Genomic DNA, 17,965 nt, shown 5'->3' with positions numbered 1-17,965 from the left:
GCCCCCCCGGACGGCGCCGGCGGGTCGCCCCCCGGGCCGCCCCCCGAAGGTGCTCAGAAGCCGGAGGCCTTGAGGCCGTCCATCGCCGTCTTGAGGCCGGGCGAGAACTCGGCGCCGTGGATCACCTGGATGGACGAGCCGTTCAGGGCGTCGCCGAACGGCTCGGACCGCCCGCCCAGGCAGCGTTCGAGGAAGTGCTCGGTCGCGGCGTTGAAGGCCAGGTTGTTCTGCGGCCGGGCGAAGCCGTGGCCCTCGTCCGGGAACAGGATGTAGGTCACCGGGATGCCCTTGGCCTTCATCGCGTCCACGATCTGGTCGCTCTCGGCCTGTTTCACGCGCGGGTCGTTGGCACCCTGGCCGATCAGCAGCGGCTTCGTGATCTGGTCGGCCTTGAACAGCGGCGAGCGCTCCTTCAGCAGGGCCTGGCCCTCGGGCGTGGCGGGATCGCCGATGGTGCGGTTGAACTGGGCCTTCGCCGCCTCCCAGTAGGGCGGGATGGTGGCCAGCAGCGTGGTCAGGTTGGACGGCCCCACGATGTCCACGCCGCAGGCGAACTTTTCGGGCGTGAAGGCCAGCCCCGCCAGGGTGGCGTAGCCGCCGTACGAGCCGCCCATGATGGCCACCTTGTCGGCCGTGGTGACGCCGTTCTTCACCGCCCAGTCGACGGCGTCGAGCAGGTCGTCGTGCATCTTGCGGCCCCACTCCTTGTCGCCGGCGTTGATCCAGGCCTTCCCGAAGCCGGTCGAGGCGCGGAAGTTGGGCGAAAGCACCGCATAGCCGCGGTTGGCCAGCCACTGGTGGTAGCCGTTGTAGCCGTAGACGTCGCGGCCCCACGGCCCGCCGTGGACCAGCAGCACCAGGGGCGCGGCCTTCTCGGGCTTGCCGTCGCCGTTCGTGTCCGCGCCCGGCGGCAGGGTCAGGTACGAGACCTGGGTGTGGCCGTCGCGGGTCCTGATCTCGACGGGATGCATCGGCTGGAGCGGCGCGCCTTCCAGCTCGGGCCGCGTCACGTACAGCCTGGTCAGCGACTTCGCCGGGCGGTCGTAGAGCCAGAGCGCGGCCGGCGCGGTGACCGGGTCCTCGTTCACGGTCCAGAGCCGGTTGTCGTCGCTGCGCGAGGTGATGGTCACCTGGCCCTTCAGCCGGCTCTTCAGGAAGTCGAGGTCGGTCTTCACGGCGGCGTCCAATGGCCGCCACTCGGTCTTCAGGTAGTTGACGGAATACGCCTCGATCTTGCCGGTGATCGGGTTGGCGGCGGCGCCCTGGACGTCGGCGCGGGCGTCCTCGCCCAGCACGGTCGTCTTGCCCGTCTTCACGTCCTGGGCGACCAGCGCGGCGGTGTTCCGGCCGCGGCTGTCGAGCCAGTAGAGGGTGGAGCCGTCGTTGTCGAAGCCCGCCGGGGCGGTGGTCAGCGCGTCCTCCGCGGGGATGACGTGCGCGGGCTTCGCCGACACCGTCTGGCCGTCGACGGCGAACACCTCCTGGCCCCCGTCGGCCCGGGGCTTCAGGGCGTAGCGGACGCGGAGCTGCTCGTCGGCGACGAAGCCGCCGAACGCGTCGTTCCTGAACACCAGGGTCAGCGCGCCGGTCTTCAGGTCCAGGCTGTGGACGTCGTGCCACCGCGGATCGCGGTTGTTCACGCTGATCAGGATGCGGTCCTTCACATTGCGGCTGACCGCGATGATCTCGGCGCGGGTCTTGTCGAAGGGCGTCAGCGCCTTCTGGGTCCCCGTGGCGACGTCCACGCCGTAGACCTTGAAGTTCTCGTCCCCGCCGGTGTCGGTGATGAACAGGATCGAGCCCGAGTCCGGCGCCCAGTAGTAGCCGCGCACGGGCCGCTGTTTCTCGGCGGTCATGGCGCGCGCCTTCTCCGGATCGGCGACCGGCGCCACCCAGACGTTCAGCACGCCGTCGCGCGGTGCGATCCACGACAGCCACTTGCCGTCGGGGCTGACGCGGCCCCCGGTCTTGGTGGGATTGCCGAACAGCTTGGTCCGTTCGATCAGCGGCGCGTTGGTCTGGGCCGAGGCGGCCACGCCCCCTGCGGCGACAGCGGCGGCGGCGGCGGTTGCAATCAGGTGGCGGTGCATGGGGGTGTCCTCAGGAGATTTGAACCGAACCTAGACCGCCCGCGAACGCCCCGCCAGCCGCCCGAGCTTGCCGGCAGAGGCGGCGCAGCCGCAGGGTCTCGACCGTGGCTGCCTTCTTGCGCCTGCCGCGTCCGCGAGACCTCAGCCCGCGGCCGGCTTCACCTTCGCGGCGGCTTCGCGCGCCCGCTCGCGGGCCTGCTCCACGTCGGCGGCGCGGGCCAGGGCCACACCCATGCGGCGGCGCTCGAAGCTCTCGGGCTTGCCGAAGAGGCGCAGGTCCGCGCCGGGAACCGACAGGGCCTCGTCCACGCCTTCGAACGCGATGCCGCGGGCCTCCAGGCCGCCGTAGATCACCGCGCTGGCGCCCGGCTCGCGCAGGCCCGCGTCGGTGGGCAGGCCCAGGATGGCGCGGGCGTGCAGCGCGAACTCGGACTGGTGCTGGGTCACCAGGGTGACCAGGCCGGTGTCGTGCGGACGCGGGCTGACCTCCGAGAACCAGACCTCATCGCCCTTCACGAACAGCTCGACGCCGAACACGCCCTGGCCGCCCAGGGCGGTGGTGACGGCGCTGGCGATGTCGCGGGCCTTCGAGAGGGCTTCGACCGACATGGGCTGGGGCTGCCAGCTCTCCACATAGTCGCCCTTGACCTGCCGGTGGCCGATAGGCGCGCAGAAGCTGGTCTCGACCGCGCCGCCCGCCACGCTGCGGACGGTCAGCAGCGTGATCTCGAAGTCGAACTCGACGCGGCCCTCGACGATCACGCGCGGCTGTTCCACCCGGCCGCCTTCGAGCGCATAGCGCCAGGCCTCGGCGATCTGTTCGGGGCGCTCGACGTAGGACTGCCCCTTGCCCGAGCTGCTCATCACGGGCTTCACGAAACAGGGGAAGCCCGTGATCTCGGTCGCCGCCTTGGCCAGCTCCGCCTCGGACGCGGCGAAGGCGTAGGCGCTGGTGGGCAGGCCCAGGTCCTCGGCCGCCAGCCGGCGGATGCCCTCGCGGTTCATGGTGAGCTGGGCGGCGCGGGCGGTGGGGATCACCGTGGCCAGCCCGTCGGCCTCGATCCGCGCCAGTTCGTCGGTGGCGATGGCCTCGATCTCGGGCACGATCAGGTGCGGCCGCTCCCGCTCCACCAGCGCCCGGAGCGCGGCGGCGTCGGTCATGGCGACGACGTGGCTGCGGTGGGCCACCTGCTGCGCCGGCGCGCCCTCGTAGCGGTCGACGGCGATCACCTCGCAGCCCAGCCGTTGCAGCTCGATCACCACCTCCTTGCCGAGCTCGCCCGAGCCCAGGAGCATCACGCGGACGGCGGTGGGCGAATTGGGCGTACCGAGGCGCATGGAGGTCTCCAGATCGTCATGGCGGCCCGTTCCTCCCCCGAACCGAAGCGTTCGGGAGAGGGGGACCACGAAGTGGTGGAGGGGGCGTCAGGCTCCACCCACCGAGCTTGTGGCCTTGCGCCCCTCCGTCTCGTCGCGTTCCGCGCCGATCCACCTCCCCCGTCGTCTTCGCGACGGGAGAGGAGCGCTACAGCTTCGCCTTCGCCGCCGCGGCCACGCCCTCGGGCGTGATGCCGAAGTGGGCGTAGAGGGCCTTGTCGGGCGCGCTGGCGCCGAAGCCGGTCATGCCCACGAAGGCGCCGTCGGAGCCGATGAAGCGGTCCCAGCCCTGGCGGACACCGGCTTCGACGGCCACGCGCACCTCGGTCTCGCCGATCAGGGCGGCCTGGTAGTCGGCCGGCTGGGCCTCGAACAGCTCGAAGCAGGGGACCGAGACCACGCGCGTGCCGACGCCGTCGGCCTCCAGCAGGTCGCGGGCCGCCAGGGCCACGGGCATTTCGGTCCCCGAGGCGAAGATCGTCACCTGGGCGGGCTTCGAAGCGGCCGCGAGCTGGTAGGCGCCCCGGGCCGACAGGTTCTCGCCGGCCGTATCGCGGACGCCGGCCGTCTTCTGGCGCGACAGGGCCAGGACCGACGGCGTGGTCCTGGCGTCCAGCGCCAGCTTCCAGCACTCGGCGGTCTCCACCGCGTCGGCCGGGCGGAAGACGTAGAGGTTCGGCATGGCGCGCAGAGACGCCAGGTGCTCCACTGGCTGGTGCGTGGGGCCGTCCTCGCCCAGGCCGATGGAGTCGTGGGTGCCCACGAAAATGCTGCGCACGCCCATCAGCGCCGACAGGCGGATGGCCGGCCGGGCGTAGTCGGAGAAGACGAGGAACGTCCCACCGTAGGGGATGATCCCGCCGTGCAGGGCCATACCGTTCATGGCCGCGCTCATGCCGAATTCGCGCACGCCGTAGTTCACGTAGCGGCCGGCGTAGTCGGGGGCGTCGAACACCTGGGTGTTCTTCACGAAGGTGTTGTTCGAGCCGGTCAGGTCGGCCGAGCCGCCCACCAGTTCGGGGATGTCGCCGAAAATCTGCTCCAGCACCGCACCCGAATGCTGGCGGGTGGCGGCGGCGGGTTTCTCCGCGGCGGCCTTGGCGATGAAGGCGTCCAGTCGCTCGAAGGCGCCGTGGGGCAGGTCGCCGGCCATCGCGCGCAGGAATTCGGCCCTGTGCGGCGAGGCGGCCAGCCGCGCCTCCCACGCCTTGCGGGCCTTGGCGCCACGGCGACCGGCCGAACGCCACGGCTTCAGCGCCTCGTCGGGCACGACGAACGGGTCGTGGCTCCAGCCCAGCGCCTTGCGGGTGGCCGCGATCTCGTCCCCGCCCAGCGCCTTGCCGTGGACGTCGTGGGTGCCGCCCATATTGGGCGCGCCCTTGCCGATCACGGTCTTGCAGGCGATCAGGCTGGGCCGGTCCTGCCTGACCGCCCAGGCCAGCGCCCGGCGGATCTGGCCTTCGTCGTGGCCGTCGATCCGCTTGGTGGCCCAGCCGGCGGCCTTGAAGCGCGCGATCTGGTCGGTAGCGTCCGACAGGCCCACGTGACCGTCGATGGTGATGTCGTTGTCGTCCCACAGCACCGTCAGCCGGGACAGCTTCAGCCGACCGGCGAGGCTGATCGCCTCGTGGCTGATCCCTTCCATCAGGCAGCCGTCGCCCGCGATCACCCAGGTGCGGTGATCGACCAGGTCGGCGCCGAATCGCGCGGCCAGCTTGCGCTCGGCCATCGCCATGCCCACGGCGGTGGCCAGCCCCTGGCCGAGGGGGCCGGTGGTGGTCTCGACGCCCGGGGTGTGGCCGTACTCGGGGTGCCCGGGGGTGTTCGAGCCGAGCTGGCGGAAGTCGCGCAGGCTCTGGGCCGTCACCGCCTTGAAGCCCGTCAGGTGCAGCAGGCTGTAGAGCAGCATCGAGCCGTGGCCGGCCGACAGCACGAAACGGTCGCGGTCGGCCCAGTCCGGCCGGGCGGCCTCATATTTCAGGAACTTCGTCCACAGCACCGTGGCCACGTCCGCCATGCCCATCGGCATTCCCGGATGGCCGGAGTTGGCCCGCTCGACGGCGTCCATCGAGAGGACGCGGATGGCGTTGGCCATGAGCTGGGTCGGCGCGGGCATCGTCTGTCGGGTCTTTCTGGCGGGAAGTTGCGGGCCGCCTCGCACGGCGGGGGCGGGAAGGTCAAGAAAAGGCCCCGCAGATTTCGTGAGACTCACCCGCACGGGTATAGAGGGCCTGTCGGCTTCGGAGGATCGGATGAACCCCGGCGAGAACGCGCTGGATGTGGCGGCCAGGCGACTGGAAAACGCCCTGCATGTGCTGGAACAGCGCCTGGCCCAGCGGCTGAAGGCCGCCAGCGCGGACGCGGGCGGCCTGTTCGACCACGACCGCGCCATGTTGGCGGCGGAACTGGACGCGGCCCGCGCGCGCGAGCGCGAGCTCGAAGAAGCAGGCGCCCAGGCGTCCGAAGCGCTGGGCCGCGCGATCGACGAGATCCGCGCCCATCTCAACGGCCAGCCCCAGGAGGCTTAGCGATGGCCCAGCTCAACATAGACGTGAACGGCCGGCCCTATGCCGTCGGCTGCGAGGACGGGCAGGAGAGCCACCTGCTGGAACTGGCCAGGCTGTTCGACCATCAGGTGCGGCAGGTGAGCCAGGACATGGGTCAGCTCGGCGACACGCGCCTGTTCCTGATGGGCGCGCTGCTGCTGGCCGACGAACTGCTGGACGCGAAGAACCGCCTGGCCGCCCTCCAGGTCGAGGTGGGCCGCCTCCAGGCCGACCGCTCCCGCTTCGAGACCCGCGCGGTCGGCGCCCTGGAGGCCGCGGCCGCCAAGATCGAGAAGCTGGCCGCGGCGTAATCCCTCCCCATCAAGGGAGGGACCGCCGCATCCGGGCGATCAGCTTGCCGAGGGCCGGGATCAGTTCGCGCTCCTCGGCGCGGCGGTAGTCGTGGTCGGCCGGCAGCGCCTCGACCAGCCGGGCGTGGGCCCTGCCCAGGTTATGATAGGGCAGCCGCGGCATCAGATGGTGCAGGGCGTGGTATCGCAGGCCCACGGGGGCCCACAGGAACGGCAGCAGCGCCGGCGGCGGCACGTTCACCGAATCCAGGAACTGGTCCAGGGGCGCCATGACCTCGCCGTCGTTGTCCCAGCGGTGGGCGACGGCGGTGCGGACCTGGTTCAGGAAGGTCATGGCCGCGAAGATCGCGGCGGCCGTGGCCAGCACGCGCCACGGCAGGACGCCGGCCACGGCCAGGCCGATCAGGCCCCAGCTCCACAGCCAGCAGCCGATCTCCTGGGCCAGCCAGGGCGCGCCGCGGGCGCGGTCGAAGTCCTCGCGCGCGAACCCCGGGTTGATGACCATGCCCGAGGCCCGCGCCACAGCGAAGCGCCGCACGGCCGGTATCAGGAACCCCGCCGGCGCCAGCACCGCAAAACGCAGCACCGTCCCCACCGGCGCCAGCAGGGCTATGCCCAGGAACACCGCCAGTTCGTACAGAGGCCGGCGCGCCAGCGGATGATACTCGGGGTCGCGGGCGGTGCCGTAGCGGTCCTTGGCGTGATGCAGGATGTGGACGCCCTCATACAGCAGCGAAGGCGTCAGCCACGGCACGCCGATCGCCGCGTTCCAGGCGAAGTGGAAGAACGGCACGTCGTCCCGGCGCAGGTGCGTCAGCTCGTGGATGAAGCTGATCCCGCGGTAGAGCGCCAGGACGCAGACTGCACCTGCGATCCAAGACCAAGCGGCCGAGGTCGCGGTCGCCGCGATCCAGAAGCTGAGCCAGGTGACGGCCGCCGTGACGGCGAGGTCCGTCCAATAGACCTTCGGATCGGCCCGCGTGAGGTCGCGGGCGATGTCGTTGGCCTGGCGGGCGAGGCTCTGTCCGGCGATGTCGGCGTGCGCGTTCAAGAGGCCCGATGTAAGCCGCCGAAGGCCACCGCCCAAGCCCCAATGCGGGGCTGCGACGCCGGGGCCGTCCGAGGGCGCCCGCCCGACACTCAGCCGCGGGCGTAGACGGCGCGCTCGAAGGCGTCGAAGACGTCCAGGACCTGCGGGTCGGCGAAAGGCAGGAGCTGGGCGAACAGCACCCCGGCCATCCGGCGCTCGGGGTCGGCCCAGTAGTAGCAATTGGCCAGCCCGGCCCAGGCGAGGCTTCCGGCCGATCGGCGGCCCGGCAGCGGCGCGAGGTTCTGCAGGAAGCCCAGGGTCCAGCCGCGCTCGCCCTCGGGCAGGGGCGAGAAGTCACGGCTCATCATCGGCAGGACGCTGCGGATGTCGCCCAAAGTCGCCCCGCGGCGGACCGGCGTGCGCAGCCGGGCGCGCGTCTCCGCGGAGAAGACCCCGCCCCCGTCGTCGGCCAGGACGGCGGCCAGGAAGCGGGCGTAGTCCTGGGCCGTCGAACACAGCCCGCCGCCGCCCCGCATGTCGGGCGGCATGGCGCCCAACGGGTCCAGGGGCGCGAGGCCCCCGTCGGGCAGGCGCGCGTGCAGTCCGGCGCGACGCGCGACTTGCGCCGCGCCGGGATCGAATGCGGTGTCGGCCATGCCCAGCGGGGCGAAGACGGTCTCCTGCAGGTGCTCGCCAAGGTCGCGCCCGGCGGCCGCTTCGATCACAAGGCCCGCCGCGTCGATGCCGACGCCGTAGCGCCAGTCGTCGCCCGGCTCGAACAGCAGCGGCAGGCTCCGGCAGCCGGCGGTCATCAGGTTCAGCCCGCGCGCCTCCAGCCAGCGCACGATCTCGGCGCTGTTGAAGTCATAGGCCAGGCCCGAGGTGTGAGAGAGCAACGCAGCCAGGGTGATCGGGCGCGCGGCGGGGCGCAGGCGCGGCGTCCCGTCGGGGTCGAAGCCCTCCAGGACCAGAGGCGCCGCCAACTCGGGCACGAGGCGCCCGACCGGCTCGTCCAGCGCAAGCCGGCCCCGGGCCACCAGCTCCAGCGCCGCGGCCGAGACGATCGCCTTGGTGCAGGAAGCGATCCAGAAGACCGTGTCGGCGGTCATGGGCGCAGGGTCCGCCACGCCGCGGCCGCCCGCCTGGAACGTCGCGACCGTACCGTCCTGCCCCACGACGGCGGCGGAGAAGCCCGGCGCGGCGCCGGTCGCCACACCTTGGGCCAGCACGGCCTCCACATCCCGCGGCGTCATGGCGTTTCCCCCGTCCCCAGACCGTACTTCCCAGACCGTACTTCCCAGATCGTACTTCCCAGATCGGCCGTATTTCCCAGGCCGCGCTTGAGACGGCCGCGGCGGCGTCCTACGTTGCTTCCCGGCGGGCCCTGCTGCGGCTCTCGTCGAAGGCGAACATATTCCAGCGACCTTAATTCACTCATAGGGAGCTGTCCCTGCCGGGGATCGTGGTCCTCGGCAACACGGCGCCCACCTGGTCTATCCAGGTCGAGGGAATTGAACTGACCTTCACGGCTCTTCGCGGCGCCGCCACCCATTTCCCGTTATCGGCCGGTCCTGTTGAAGGCCGGTCCCGCCATAGGCCAGTCGTGGACCCCAAGGCCGAACTCCGATCCCGGATGCGCGCCCTGCGCCGGCGACTGGCCGCCGAAGCGCCGGACGCCGGCGGCCGCGCCGCGGCGAACCTCCCGGCCGGCTGGCCCGGCCGGCCGGTGGGCGCCTATGGCCTCTATCACCCGACAGGTTCGGAACTGGATCCGTCCGGCATCGAGCTTGAGGGCGTGCGCGCCCTGCCCGCCGTGGTCGTCCGCGACGCGCCGCTGGTCTTCCGCCCGCACGCACCCGGCGGTCTGCTGGCGCCCGACGCCCTGGGGATCGCCGCGCCGCCGGCGGCGGCGGGGCAGGTCCGGCCGGATGTGCTGTTCGTCCCCGTGCTGGCCTTCGACCGTCTGGGCGGCCGATTGGGTCAGGGCGGCGGCTTCTACGACCGCACCATCGCCGCCCTCCGCGCGGGAGGGCCTCTGCTGGCCGTGGGTGTGGCCTTTGCGGGACAGGAGCTCCCAGAAGTTCCCCTGGAGCCCCATGACGCCCGCCTGGACGCCATTCTGACGGAGACGGCCTTCATCCCCGTCGCTACAGGAACCTGATGCGTTTCGCCTTCTTCGGAGATGTGGTCGGCCGCTCGGGCCGCGACGGCCTGGCCGAACACCTGCCGAGCCTGCGTCGCCGGCTGGGCCTGGAGTTCGTGATCGTCAACGCCGAGAACGCCGCCGCCGGCTTCGGGATCACCGAAGCCACGGCGCGCGAGCTGTTCGACGCCGGCGCCGACTGCCTCACCCTGGGCAACCACTCGTGGGACCAGAAGGAGGCGCTGACCTACATCGTGCGCGAGCCGCGCCTGATCCGGCCGCTGAACTATCCGCCCATGGCCGCCGCGCCGGGCCGCGGCGCCCAGCTCTTCGACACCCCGGACGGCAAGCGCATCCTGGTCGTGAACCTGCTGGGCCGGGTGTTCATGGACGCCCTGGACGACCCGTTCGCCGCGGTTGACAGAGAGCTGGAGGCCTGCCCCCTGGGCGCCGTGGCCGACGCCGTGGTGGTCGACATGCACGCCGAGGCCACGTCCGAGAAGATGGCGATGGGCCACTTCTGCGACGGCCGCGCCAGCCTGGTGGTGGGCACCCACAGCCATGTGCCCACCGCCGACGCCCAGGTCCTGCCCGGCGGCACGGCCTACCAGACCGACGCCGGCGCCTGCGCCGACTACGACAGCGTGATCGGCAACCAGAAGGAAGAACCGCTGCGCCGGTTCACCACCCGCATCTCGGGCGGCCGCTACAAGCCCGCCGAGGGCCCGGCCACGGTCTGCGGCGTCTTCGTGGAGACGGATCCGGCGTCAGGCCTCGCCCGCCGGATCGAGCCCATCCGCATCGGCGGCCGCCTGAAGGAGACGGTCCCCAGCCCGGAACAGGCCACGGCGTCCTGAGACCGCCCGGCCCCGTCTCTGCGCAAGCGGATGGGGTCTTGGATTCAAACCGCTTCGCGGCGCCCTAAGCCGCGGCGTCCGCGCCTTCCGCCCGGGCGCTTCGGCCGGCGAGCGCCAGGCTGATGGCGCCGATCAGGGCCGCCGGCTGGACAGGCTTGTGCTGAAGGGCGTCGAAGCCCATCGCCTTCAGCCGCGCCTCCTCGCCGGCCATGGCGTCGGCGGTGAGCGCGATCACCGGCACGTCGGAGCGTCCCGCCTGGCCGTCGCGGATCCGGCCCACCGCCTCGACCCCGTCCATCGTCGGCATGTGGACGTCCATCAGCACCACGTCGAAGGCCGACAGGCGCAGGCGATCCAGCGCCTGGGCGCCGTCGGCGGCCGTCTCGACCACCGCTCCGGCCGCTTCCAGCACCGCCCGCGCCACGGTCTGGTTGATGGGGTTGTCGTCCGCCACGAGGATGCGCAGCGGCGGCAGCGACTCGGCGTTCGCGTCCGTGGGACCGGCCGCGACCTCGGCCTCGGGCAAGGGCAGCCAGACTCGGAACGTCGAACCGGCGCCGGCCGCGCTCTCGACCGTGATCTCTCCGCCCATCATCGAGGCCAGCTTGCGGCAGATGGAAAGGCCCAGGCCCGTTCCGCCGTAGCGCTTCGCCGTCGCCGCGTCGGCCTGGGCGAAGGGTCGGAAGATCTGGCTCACCTGATCGGGGCTCATGCCGATCCCGGTGTCCGCGACCGTGATCAGGACGCCCCCGTCCCCATCCGCCCCCGGCGCGGGGGTCAGATGGAGGCGCACCTGCCCATGCTCGGTGAACTTCAGCGCGTTGGAGACGAGGTTCTGGAGAATCTGGCGTACGCGCGTCTCGTCGCCCAGCACGCGTCGCGGCAGGCCGGGCCCGGCTTCGCACGTCAGCCCCAGGCGCCTGGCCGCCGCCGCCTCGGCCCAGAGCTCGACCGTCTGGTCGCCCAGGGCCGCGAGGTCGAAGGCCGCGACCTCCAGGTCCATCCGGCCCGCCTCGATCTTCGAGATGTCGAGCACGTCATTGAGGATGGCGAGCAGGCCGTCGCCCGAACGCAGGATCGTCTCCACGAAACCCTGCTGCTTCGAATCGAGCGAGGTCCGCTGGAGGGCCCGGGCCATGCCCAGAACGCCGTTCAGGGGCGTGCGCAGTTCGTGGCTCACCATCGCCAGGAACGCCGACTTGGCGTCGTTGGCCGCCTCGGCGTTGCGCTGGGCGTCGGCCAGGATCGCGGCGGTCCGCAGATTGGCCCGCGCCGAGGCCGCCACATAGGTCAGGAGGAGGAAGAGGCCGATGGTGAGCGTGACCAGGGGCGCCCCCGAATAGCCGCCGAACGCCACCGGCAGCACGAACCACAGCAGCGCCGGCAGGACGCCCAGGGCGACCAGGGCCACGGGAGAGCGGAACGAGAAGCCCTGCGCATGGACCATCATTCCGGCCAGGATCGCCATCGCCGCCAGGCGGAAGGCCTCCTGCCCGTCCAGCCAGTAGAGCGCGGCCAGCGCGCACCAGGTGGCGCTGGCCGACAGCATCGCGCCGGCATAGGCGACCCGCGCGCGCGGGCTCATCGCCCGCCCCAGACCGACGGCGCGGGTCGAGATCCGGGTCCAGGTCTCGGTGAACAGGAAGGCGGTGAGCCAGCCGGCGCCGATCGCGGGACCGTAGATGTAGCCCGTCAGCAGGGCGGCGGCGGCGCCCACGACGAGCCGCACGGCGAAGATCTGGCGCGCGGTGGCGGCCACCGCGTCCAGGCGTTCGTCCAGCAGGCTCTTCGCCTTCGCGCTCACGTCGTCCCGCCCCCTTCAACGGTCCCGACAGACAACGGCCGCGCCTCCCCCGATGCGACGGCCTGCCGCAGGACGGTGCCTCAGAAACATGAACGGAGCCTTTTCGGACCGCCGCGGGCGGGCTTCCCCCCGGCGCGCGGCGCGGTCTAGGCTCTACCGACGGCCGGTCGGAGGAGGATGGGCGGCATGGCGAAGTTCCTGATCCGGGCGGTGATCGCCGCCCTGGGCCTGTGGGTCGCGTCGAGGTTCGTGCCGGGCGTGCACATGGACGACACGGGCACGCTGGTGCTGGCGGCCCTCCTGCTGGGGATCGTGAACGCGATCGTGCGCCCCGTGGTGGTGATCCTCACCCTGCCCCTCACCCTGCTGACCCTGGGCCTGTTCCTCCTGGTGGTGAACGCCGCGATGATCGGCCTGGTGGCCTGGTTCCTCGAAGGCTTCCGGATCGACGGCCTGATCCCCGGCGTCCTGGCGGCCGTCATCACCGGCCTCGCGAGCTGGATCGGCGGGATCGCGCTCAGGGACGACCGGCGGTAGGGGCGGACCGGGCCTTAGAGCAGCCCGGCCAGCAGGTTGATGGTGAGCGCCAGGATCAGGGTGTTGAAGACGAAGGCGATCAGGCTGTGGGCCGTGCCCAGCCGGCGCAGCGCCTTGCTGGTGAACGCCACGTCCGCGGTCTGGGCGGCGACGCCGATGACCACGGCGAAATGCAGGAAGTCCCAGTAGTCGGGCGCCTCCCCGCCGGGAAAGGCCAGGCCGCCGCGGTCGGCCCCGGTGTCGGCGTGCGGCGTGTAGTATTCGTGGGCGTAATGGACGGCGAAGACGGTCTGCATCGTCAGCCAGGAAGCGGTGAGCGTCACCACCGCCCCCGCGATCCGCAGGAGGCGGCCCAGCCCCGGTTCCTGCCGCGCCTGCGACAGCTCCAGGGCGACGGCGGCGAGGCTGATGACACAGGCGGCCAGGATCAGAAGCAACACGGTCAGCCGGCCCTGGTCCTGCTGCGCGGCGCGGACGCGGATTTCCGCCGGCCCCTGGCCCGCCACGGCGTGCAGGGTCAGGCCGAGGTAGGCGAAGCAGAAGGCGTTCCAGCCCACCAGCGCCGACAGGGCTGCGCCCGGTTCCGGAGCCAGGACGGCGCAGGCGCCGCCGGCCGCCGCGCCCAGGGCCATCGCGGCCGCCAGGCGGGGCCTGGCCGAGAGCGCCGCGAACGGATGTCTCATGCCAGCGCCAGTTCGAGGACGACCCGGTTGCGCCCGCCACGCCGGCGATAGCCGGCGATGCGACACCAGGCGCGGATCAGTTCCAGGCCGGCCCCACCGCCCCTTTCCAGGTTGGGGCCGTCGAAACAGGCGCCCCGAGGATCGAACGGGCGCCCCGCATCGGTGAACGATAGCCGGACCCACGCGGCCCCGCGCACGAACCGCAGGCCGATGCGGCTGCCGGCCGGCGGCGCGCCGTGCTCGACCACATTGGCGATCCACTCCTCGACGACGATGGCCAGCCGGTCGGCCGCCTGGAGGTCCAGCGCGCCGCCGCCGGCGAACATGCGGGCGAGGTCCAGCGCACGGCGCAGCCCCGCCTCGTCGGCCGAAATTCGCGCGACAAGTGTATGGAATTCGGCTGTTGGGCGAAGCTGGTCTATGACGGGGCCTGGTTCGGAGGACTTCCATATGCGCAGAGCGCTGATCACAGGATTGCTGATGGCCGCGGGCCTGTCGACGCCGAGCGTGGCCCTGGCCGAGATCGGGCGTATCAAGAGCGTGGCAGGGACCGCCACGGTGATGCGCGACCGCGCGCCCCAGCCGGCCGCGCCGGGCTATCTGCTCCGGGTCAGCGACGTCCTGGTCACGGGCCCGAACGGCCGCATCGGCATCACCTTCGCCGACAACAGCCGCTTCTCCATCGGCCCCAACAGCCGGGTCGCGGTCAGCCAGTTCGAGTTCGACGACACCACCCACAAGGGCCGCTCGCTGACCACCGTCGACCGCGGCGCCCTGGGCGTCGTCTCTGGGCAGATCGCCAAGGAGAACAAGGACGCGATGAAGGTGCGCACCCCCACCTCGCTGCTGGCGGCGCGGGGCACGACCTTCGTGGTCGAGGTGCCATGAGCGCGCGGACGGTTCTCGCCGTCACGCTCGGGGCCGGCCTGCTGGCCGGCTGCGCCTCGTCCAGCGTGAGCCTCCTGCAGGACGCCGGCGGTGGCACGGGCGCCGTGGCGGTTCTCGACGCCCAGACGGAATCCGAGCTCGGCGCGCTCACCGAGGCCAATACGCAGGCTCGCCTGGGCGGCGGCGCGCTGTCGGTCCGGCCGGCCGACGCGTCACGCTACGCCGACCTCATGGCCTGGCTGCCCGCCCCGCCCCGCGTCTACGTGATGTACTTCAAGCTCGGGACCACGGAACTGGACCCCGGCTCGCAGCCGGTGCTGGCGGCGCTGCGCGAGATCGTGAACGAACGGTCCGACGTGCAGATCACAGGCCATACCGACACGGTCGGCGCCTCCGACGCCAACGACCGGCTGTCGCTGGACCGGGCCGTCGAGATCCGCGCCGCCCTCACCCAACTGGGCCTGCCCCTGTCCAACGCCAAGGTCAGCGGTCGCGGCGAGCGCGAGTTGCTCGTCCCCACCGCGGACGGCGTGGCCGAGCCGGCCAACCGGCGCGTCGAGGTGATCGTCCGCTAGGGTGGAGCCGCCGCGAGGCGGCCGGAGATCGTTCAGGCGACCTCGCGCCGGCGCACGGCCAGGACGGTCAGATCGTCGCTGGGTTCGCCTCCGGCTTCGAACGCGCGCACCGCCGCCACCAGCGCATCGACCGCCGAGGCCGCCGATCCGGCCTGCCCGGCCTGCGCCACGGCCTCGATCGTCCGCGCACGGCCGAACAGGTCGCCCGCCGGGCTCTCGGCCTCGGTCATGCCGTCGGTGAACGCCACCAGCAGTTCGCCGGCCTCCAGCCTGTGGGTCTCGATCGCATAGGGGAACCACGGCGCCGCGCACAGCGGCGGGCCGCCGCGCAGCTCCAGCTCCCGCACGCCGCCCCGACCATCGGCCACCAGCGGGTTCTCATGCCCTGCGCAGCATAGCTCCAGCGTCCCGTCGCCGGGGTGCAGGACGCCCACCAGCACCGAGACCGCCATCGCCTGGCGGTTATCCCGTGACAGTTCGGCGTTGATCTCGCGCACGGCCAGATCCAGCGGCGTCGCGGGCCGGACAAGAAGGCTGCGGGCCAACGCCTTCGACAGCGCCATGAAGAGCGAAGCGGGCACGCCCTTGCCCGTCACGTCGCCCACCAGGAAACAGACGCGGCCGTCGTCGAAGGGAAAGGCGTCGTAGAGGTCGCCGCCGACGGTCTTGGCAGGTTGCAGCACCGCGTCGATCTCGACAGCCGGCGAGATGCGGTCCAGTTCCACACGCGGCAGCAGCATCCCCGACTGGATCTCGCTTGCCGCGGCCAACTCGCCCGAGATGCGCGCCGCCGACAGCCGCTCGTCGTCGAGAGCGTGGCGCAGGCGGGCCTGGACGCGGCGGCCTTCCACGAACAGCAGAGTGACCACCACCGCCGACGTCGCCGCGCCGGGGACCAGCATCGGATAGGGGTCGATGATCAGGTTGTTGAGGAAGGCCAGCCAGCTCGCGCCGAACGCGGCGGTCACCTCCACCGCCGCGCCGGCCAGCACCATCGCCAGAGAGGCGCGCGGGACCGCCAGCCACGACAACAGCGCCAGGGCCAACCCCAGACCCCACTCGAGCGCGGGCGCCCAGGCCGGCCGCGCCAGGGCGGCGCTGCGCAGGATGGCGTCCACCGCCTGGGCCTGGACGAAGACGCCGTAGGTCTCGGAGTCCCGCGGCGTCGCCACCACGTCGGAGGTCCCCGCCGCCGTCAGGCCGATCAGGACGATGGAGTCGCGGAAAGCGTCGCTGGCCACTCCCTGACGGAGCAGATCCGCCGCCGACCAGGTGGGGTACGGCGACCGCGGCTGGCCGTCCGCCGCGGGCGGGCGGCTGGCGAAGCGCAGCTCCACCCGCCCGCCGGCGTCCACCTTGACCCGATGATCGCCCACCCGGATGGCCGTCAGGCCCGCCGCATTGCCTTCGAGCCGGATCTCGGAGACATCCTCGGCCACCCGCACGAGGTCGAGCGCCAGACTCGGGGTCAGCGCCCCGGCCGCCCGGCCCAGGAGCGGCACCCGGCGGATGAGGCCGTCGGCGTCGGGCGGCCCGTTGGCCAGGCCGTGCCCGAGGGCGCGGCTGTCCAGGACCTCGATGTTGGCCACCACGTCCGGATAGGCGGGGATCGCCTTCGGCTCCGGCCCGGAGAAGGTCGCCTCGGGCGGAAGCGGCGGCGGGCGTTCGGTCTCGTCGTCCCGGTCGAAGGAATCGGCGTCGACGCCTGCCCGGGCCAGGACGACCGGCTGGCGCGCGATCACCTCGCCGAAGACCGCGTCCATCGAGGGCAGCGCCGCGATCTCACCCGCGGCGGCCGGCGACAACTCGTGGCGGAAGATCGAGACGAAGTCATCCGGGGCCTGGCGGTCAGGCTCGGCGAACAGGAAGTCGAAGCCGATGGCGACCGCGCCCCGGTCGGCGATCTGTTCGGTCAGGCGGGCCAGGGCATAGCGTGACCAGGGCCACCCCCCGACGGCCGCCAGGCTCTCGGCGTCGATGGCCACGACATGGACCCGCGCGCTGGGCTGAAGGGGCGGGGACACCCGCTGGTAGGTGTCGATCAGCGGCTGGCGCAGCGCGGGACCCGCGAGCAGCAGCAGCAGCGCCCCGGCGAGCGCCGCCAGCAGCCCGGCCGCCCGCACGCGCAGACGCGCGCGAGGCTCCAGTTCGCCGAAGGGGTCAGACCTCGACGACGAGTCCGTCATAGGCGCAGATCACCGACAGGGGCGGACGTTCGCCGCGGACCAGTTCCTCGTAGCGCACCGTCTCGGCGTGCATGCGCTGGATGTCCTCGTCGGTGTAGGTCGGCTCGTGGTGGAAGAGCGCCAGGGTCCGGGCGCCCGCCGCCTGGCAGAGGTCGACCGCGACCACGTTGGACGAATGGCCCCAGTCCTGCTTGAGGCTGACGGTGTCGCCCAGGGAATACATGGTGTCGCAGACCACGAGGTCGGCGTCGGCGAAGAAGGCCTCGAACGCCTTCTCGGCGTCCATGTTCTCCACCTTGTGCTCGGAATCCGTGGAGTAGATCACCGCCTTGCCGTTCTTCTCGAACCGATAGCCGTACGAGTCGTGGCTGTGGTGCTGGGCGGCCAGCGTCACGGTCAGGCCCGCGGCCTCGAACGGGACGCCCGGCTCGTGGACCTGGAACTCGAACGTCGCACGCAACCACTCGAACGGCACCGGAAACGAGATCTCCTCCTGCTGGCGGCGCAGCGCCGTCTCGGCGTCGGGGTGGCCGGAGTGGATCACGATCGTCGCGGCGGGATTGAAGGCCGGCCCGAAGAACGGGAAGCCCATGATGTGGTCCCAGTGCAGGTGGGACAGGAAGAAGTGATAGACAGGCGGATGGCCGCCGGCGATCCGCCGGAACGAGTCGATCCCGAACTCGCGCAGGCCCGAGCCCATGTCGCAGACGATGAAGGCCCCGTCGGCGCCCTCGACCTCGACGCAGGAGGTGGCGCCGCCATAGGTCCCGTAGGTGGAGAACGGCAGCGATTCGGCGGCGAACCGTGCGGCCTCGGCCGTGTCGGCGAACGTCCGGCCTCCAGCCGCCGCGAGCGCCGCGGCGATCTTGGCCTGTACCGATCCGGCGGTCAGGGCGACCGGCAACGACCCGCGGGTTCCCCAGAATCGCACCCGCATC

At 72.0% G+C, this 17,965-nt stretch carries 17 protein-coding genes and 1 other RNA gene; 8 read left to right on the top strand and 10 right to left on the bottom strand.

What is annotated here, in order from left to right:
* Positions 1–53: 53 nt before the first annotated feature.
* The 3 genes from WG212_RS05445 to tkt form a co-directional block, all read right to left on the bottom strand.
* Positions 54–2,090 carry a S9 family peptidase gene (locus tag WG212_RS05445; RefSeq protein ID WP_337186050.1) on the bottom strand — a complete coding sequence of 679 codons (2,037 nt, stop codon included), beginning with the start codon at positions 2,088–2,090 and terminating at the stop codon, positions 54–56.
* 141 nt (positions 2,091–2,231) lie between these two features.
* Positions 2,232–3,428, bottom strand: a complete 1,197-nt coding sequence (gene purT, locus WG212_RS05440) for a formate-dependent phosphoribosylglycinamide formyltransferase (protein WP_337186049.1) — start codon at positions 3,426–3,428, stop codon at positions 2,232–2,234.
* Positions 3,429–3,615: 187 nt separating this feature from the next.
* Entirely contained in the window at positions 3,616–5,583 is a 1,968-nt protein-coding gene (tkt, locus tag WG212_RS05435; RefSeq protein ID WP_337186048.1) for a transketolase, read from the bottom strand.
* A 136-nt stretch (positions 5,584–5,719) separates the two neighbouring features.
* Here tkt and WG212_RS05430 point away from each other — a divergent pair, with 136 nt between their 5' ends.
* Both WG212_RS05430 and zapA read left to right on the top strand, forming a co-directional pair.
* Complete coding sequence (locus WG212_RS05430; RefSeq protein WP_337186047.1) at positions 5,720–5,995, top strand: DUF4164 family protein; 276 nt, start codon at positions 5,720–5,722, stop codon at positions 5,993–5,995.
* Positions 5,996–5,997: 2 nt separating this feature from the next.
* Complete coding sequence (gene zapA, locus WG212_RS05425; RefSeq protein WP_337186046.1) at positions 5,998–6,324, top strand: cell division protein ZapA; 327 nt, start codon at positions 5,998–6,000, stop codon at positions 6,322–6,324.
* Between the two features lie 10 nt (positions 6,325–6,334).
* On the opposite strand, the gene WG212_RS05420 is transcribed toward zapA, so the two are convergent.
* The gene (locus tag WG212_RS05420; protein ID WP_337186045.1) at positions 6,335–7,375 is read right to left on the bottom strand and encodes a fatty acid desaturase; all 1,041 of its coding nucleotides are present in this window, start codon (positions 7,373–7,375) and stop codon (positions 6,335–6,337) included.
* 89 nt (positions 7,376–7,464) lie between these two features.
* Positions 7,465–8,607, bottom strand: coding sequence for a serine hydrolase domain-containing protein (locus WG212_RS05415; protein ID WP_337186044.1), 1,143 nt, complete (start codon positions 8,605–8,607; stop codon positions 7,465–7,467).
* Positions 8,608–8,735: 128 nt separating this feature from the next.
* On the opposite strand from WG212_RS05415, the gene ssrS reads away from it, so the two are divergent.
* From ssrS to WG212_RS05400, 3 genes are all read left to right on the top strand, one after another.
* A non-coding RNA gene (gene ssrS / locus WG212_RS05410) (6S RNA) lies at positions 8,736–8,900 on the top strand.
* Positions 8,901–8,957: 57 nt separating this feature from the next.
* Positions 8,958–9,515, top strand: a complete 558-nt coding sequence (locus WG212_RS05405; protein WP_337186043.1) for a 5-formyltetrahydrofolate cyclo-ligase — start codon at positions 8,958–8,960, stop codon at positions 9,513–9,515.
* Positions 9,515–10,354, top strand: a complete 840-nt coding sequence (locus WG212_RS05400; protein ID WP_337186042.1) for a TIGR00282 family metallophosphoesterase — start codon at positions 9,515–9,517, stop codon at positions 10,352–10,354. The genes WG212_RS05405 and WG212_RS05400 overlap by 1 nt, the downstream gene beginning before the upstream one ends.
* Positions 10,355–10,418: 64 nt before the next feature.
* Here the strand turns inward: WG212_RS05400 and WG212_RS05395 are convergent, their stop codons facing one another.
* Positions 10,419–12,158, bottom strand: a complete 1,740-nt coding sequence (locus tag WG212_RS05395; protein WP_337186041.1) for an ATP-binding protein — start codon at positions 12,156–12,158, stop codon at positions 10,419–10,421.
* Between the two features lie 186 nt (positions 12,159–12,344).
* Here WG212_RS05395 and WG212_RS05390 point away from each other — a divergent pair, with 186 nt between their 5' ends.
* Positions 12,345–12,695 carry a phage holin family protein gene (locus tag WG212_RS05390; RefSeq protein WP_337186040.1) on the top strand — a complete coding sequence of 117 codons (351 nt, stop codon included), beginning with the start codon at positions 12,345–12,347 and terminating at the stop codon, positions 12,693–12,695.
* Between the two features lie 14 nt (positions 12,696–12,709).
* Here the strand turns inward: WG212_RS05390 and WG212_RS05385 are convergent, their stop codons facing one another.
* Together WG212_RS05385 and WG212_RS05380 are read right to left on the bottom strand one after the other, a co-directional pair.
* The gene (locus tag WG212_RS05385; RefSeq protein ID WP_337186039.1) at positions 12,710–13,378 is read right to left on the bottom strand and encodes a DUF1345 domain-containing protein; all 669 of its coding nucleotides are present in this window, start codon (positions 13,376–13,378) and stop codon (positions 12,710–12,712) included.
* Entirely contained in the window at positions 13,375–13,848 is a 474-nt protein-coding gene (locus WG212_RS05380; protein ID WP_337186038.1) for an ATP-binding protein, read from the bottom strand. The genes WG212_RS05385 and WG212_RS05380 overlap by 4 nt, the downstream gene beginning before the upstream one ends.
* Here WG212_RS05380 and WG212_RS05375 point away from each other — a divergent pair.
* Positions 13,829–14,266, top strand: a complete 438-nt coding sequence (locus WG212_RS05375; protein WP_337186037.1) for a FecR family protein — start codon at positions 13,829–13,831, stop codon at positions 14,264–14,266. The two genes, WG212_RS05380 and WG212_RS05375, sit on opposite strands and share 20 nt — an antisense overlap.
* On the top strand, positions 14,263–14,841 hold the full coding sequence (locus WG212_RS05370) for an OmpA family protein (RefSeq protein WP_337186036.1): 579 nt from the start codon (positions 14,263–14,265) through the stop codon (positions 14,839–14,841). Before WG212_RS05375 ends, WG212_RS05370 begins: the two co-directional genes overlap by 4 nt.
* Before the next feature lie 32 nt (positions 14,842–14,873).
* Here the strand turns inward: WG212_RS05370 and WG212_RS05365 are convergent, their stop codons facing one another.
* Both WG212_RS05365 and WG212_RS05360 read right to left on the bottom strand, forming a co-directional pair.
* On the bottom strand, positions 14,874–17,027 hold the full coding sequence (locus WG212_RS05365) for a CHASE2 domain-containing protein (protein WP_337186035.1): 2,154 nt from the start codon (positions 17,025–17,027) through the stop codon (positions 14,874–14,876).
* Complete coding sequence (locus WG212_RS05360; protein ID WP_337186034.1) at positions 17,002–17,964, bottom strand: MBL fold metallo-hydrolase; 963 nt, start codon at positions 17,962–17,964, stop codon at positions 17,002–17,004. The genes WG212_RS05365 and WG212_RS05360 overlap by 26 nt, the downstream gene beginning before the upstream one ends.
* Position 17,965: the final 1 nt, after the last annotated feature.

Source organism: Phenylobacterium sp. (assembly GCF_037189685.1).
Taxonomy (GTDB): Bacteria; Pseudomonadota; Alphaproteobacteria; order Caulobacterales; family Caulobacteraceae; genus Phenylobacterium.
This window is presented reverse-complemented; position numbering and strand designations above follow the sequence as displayed.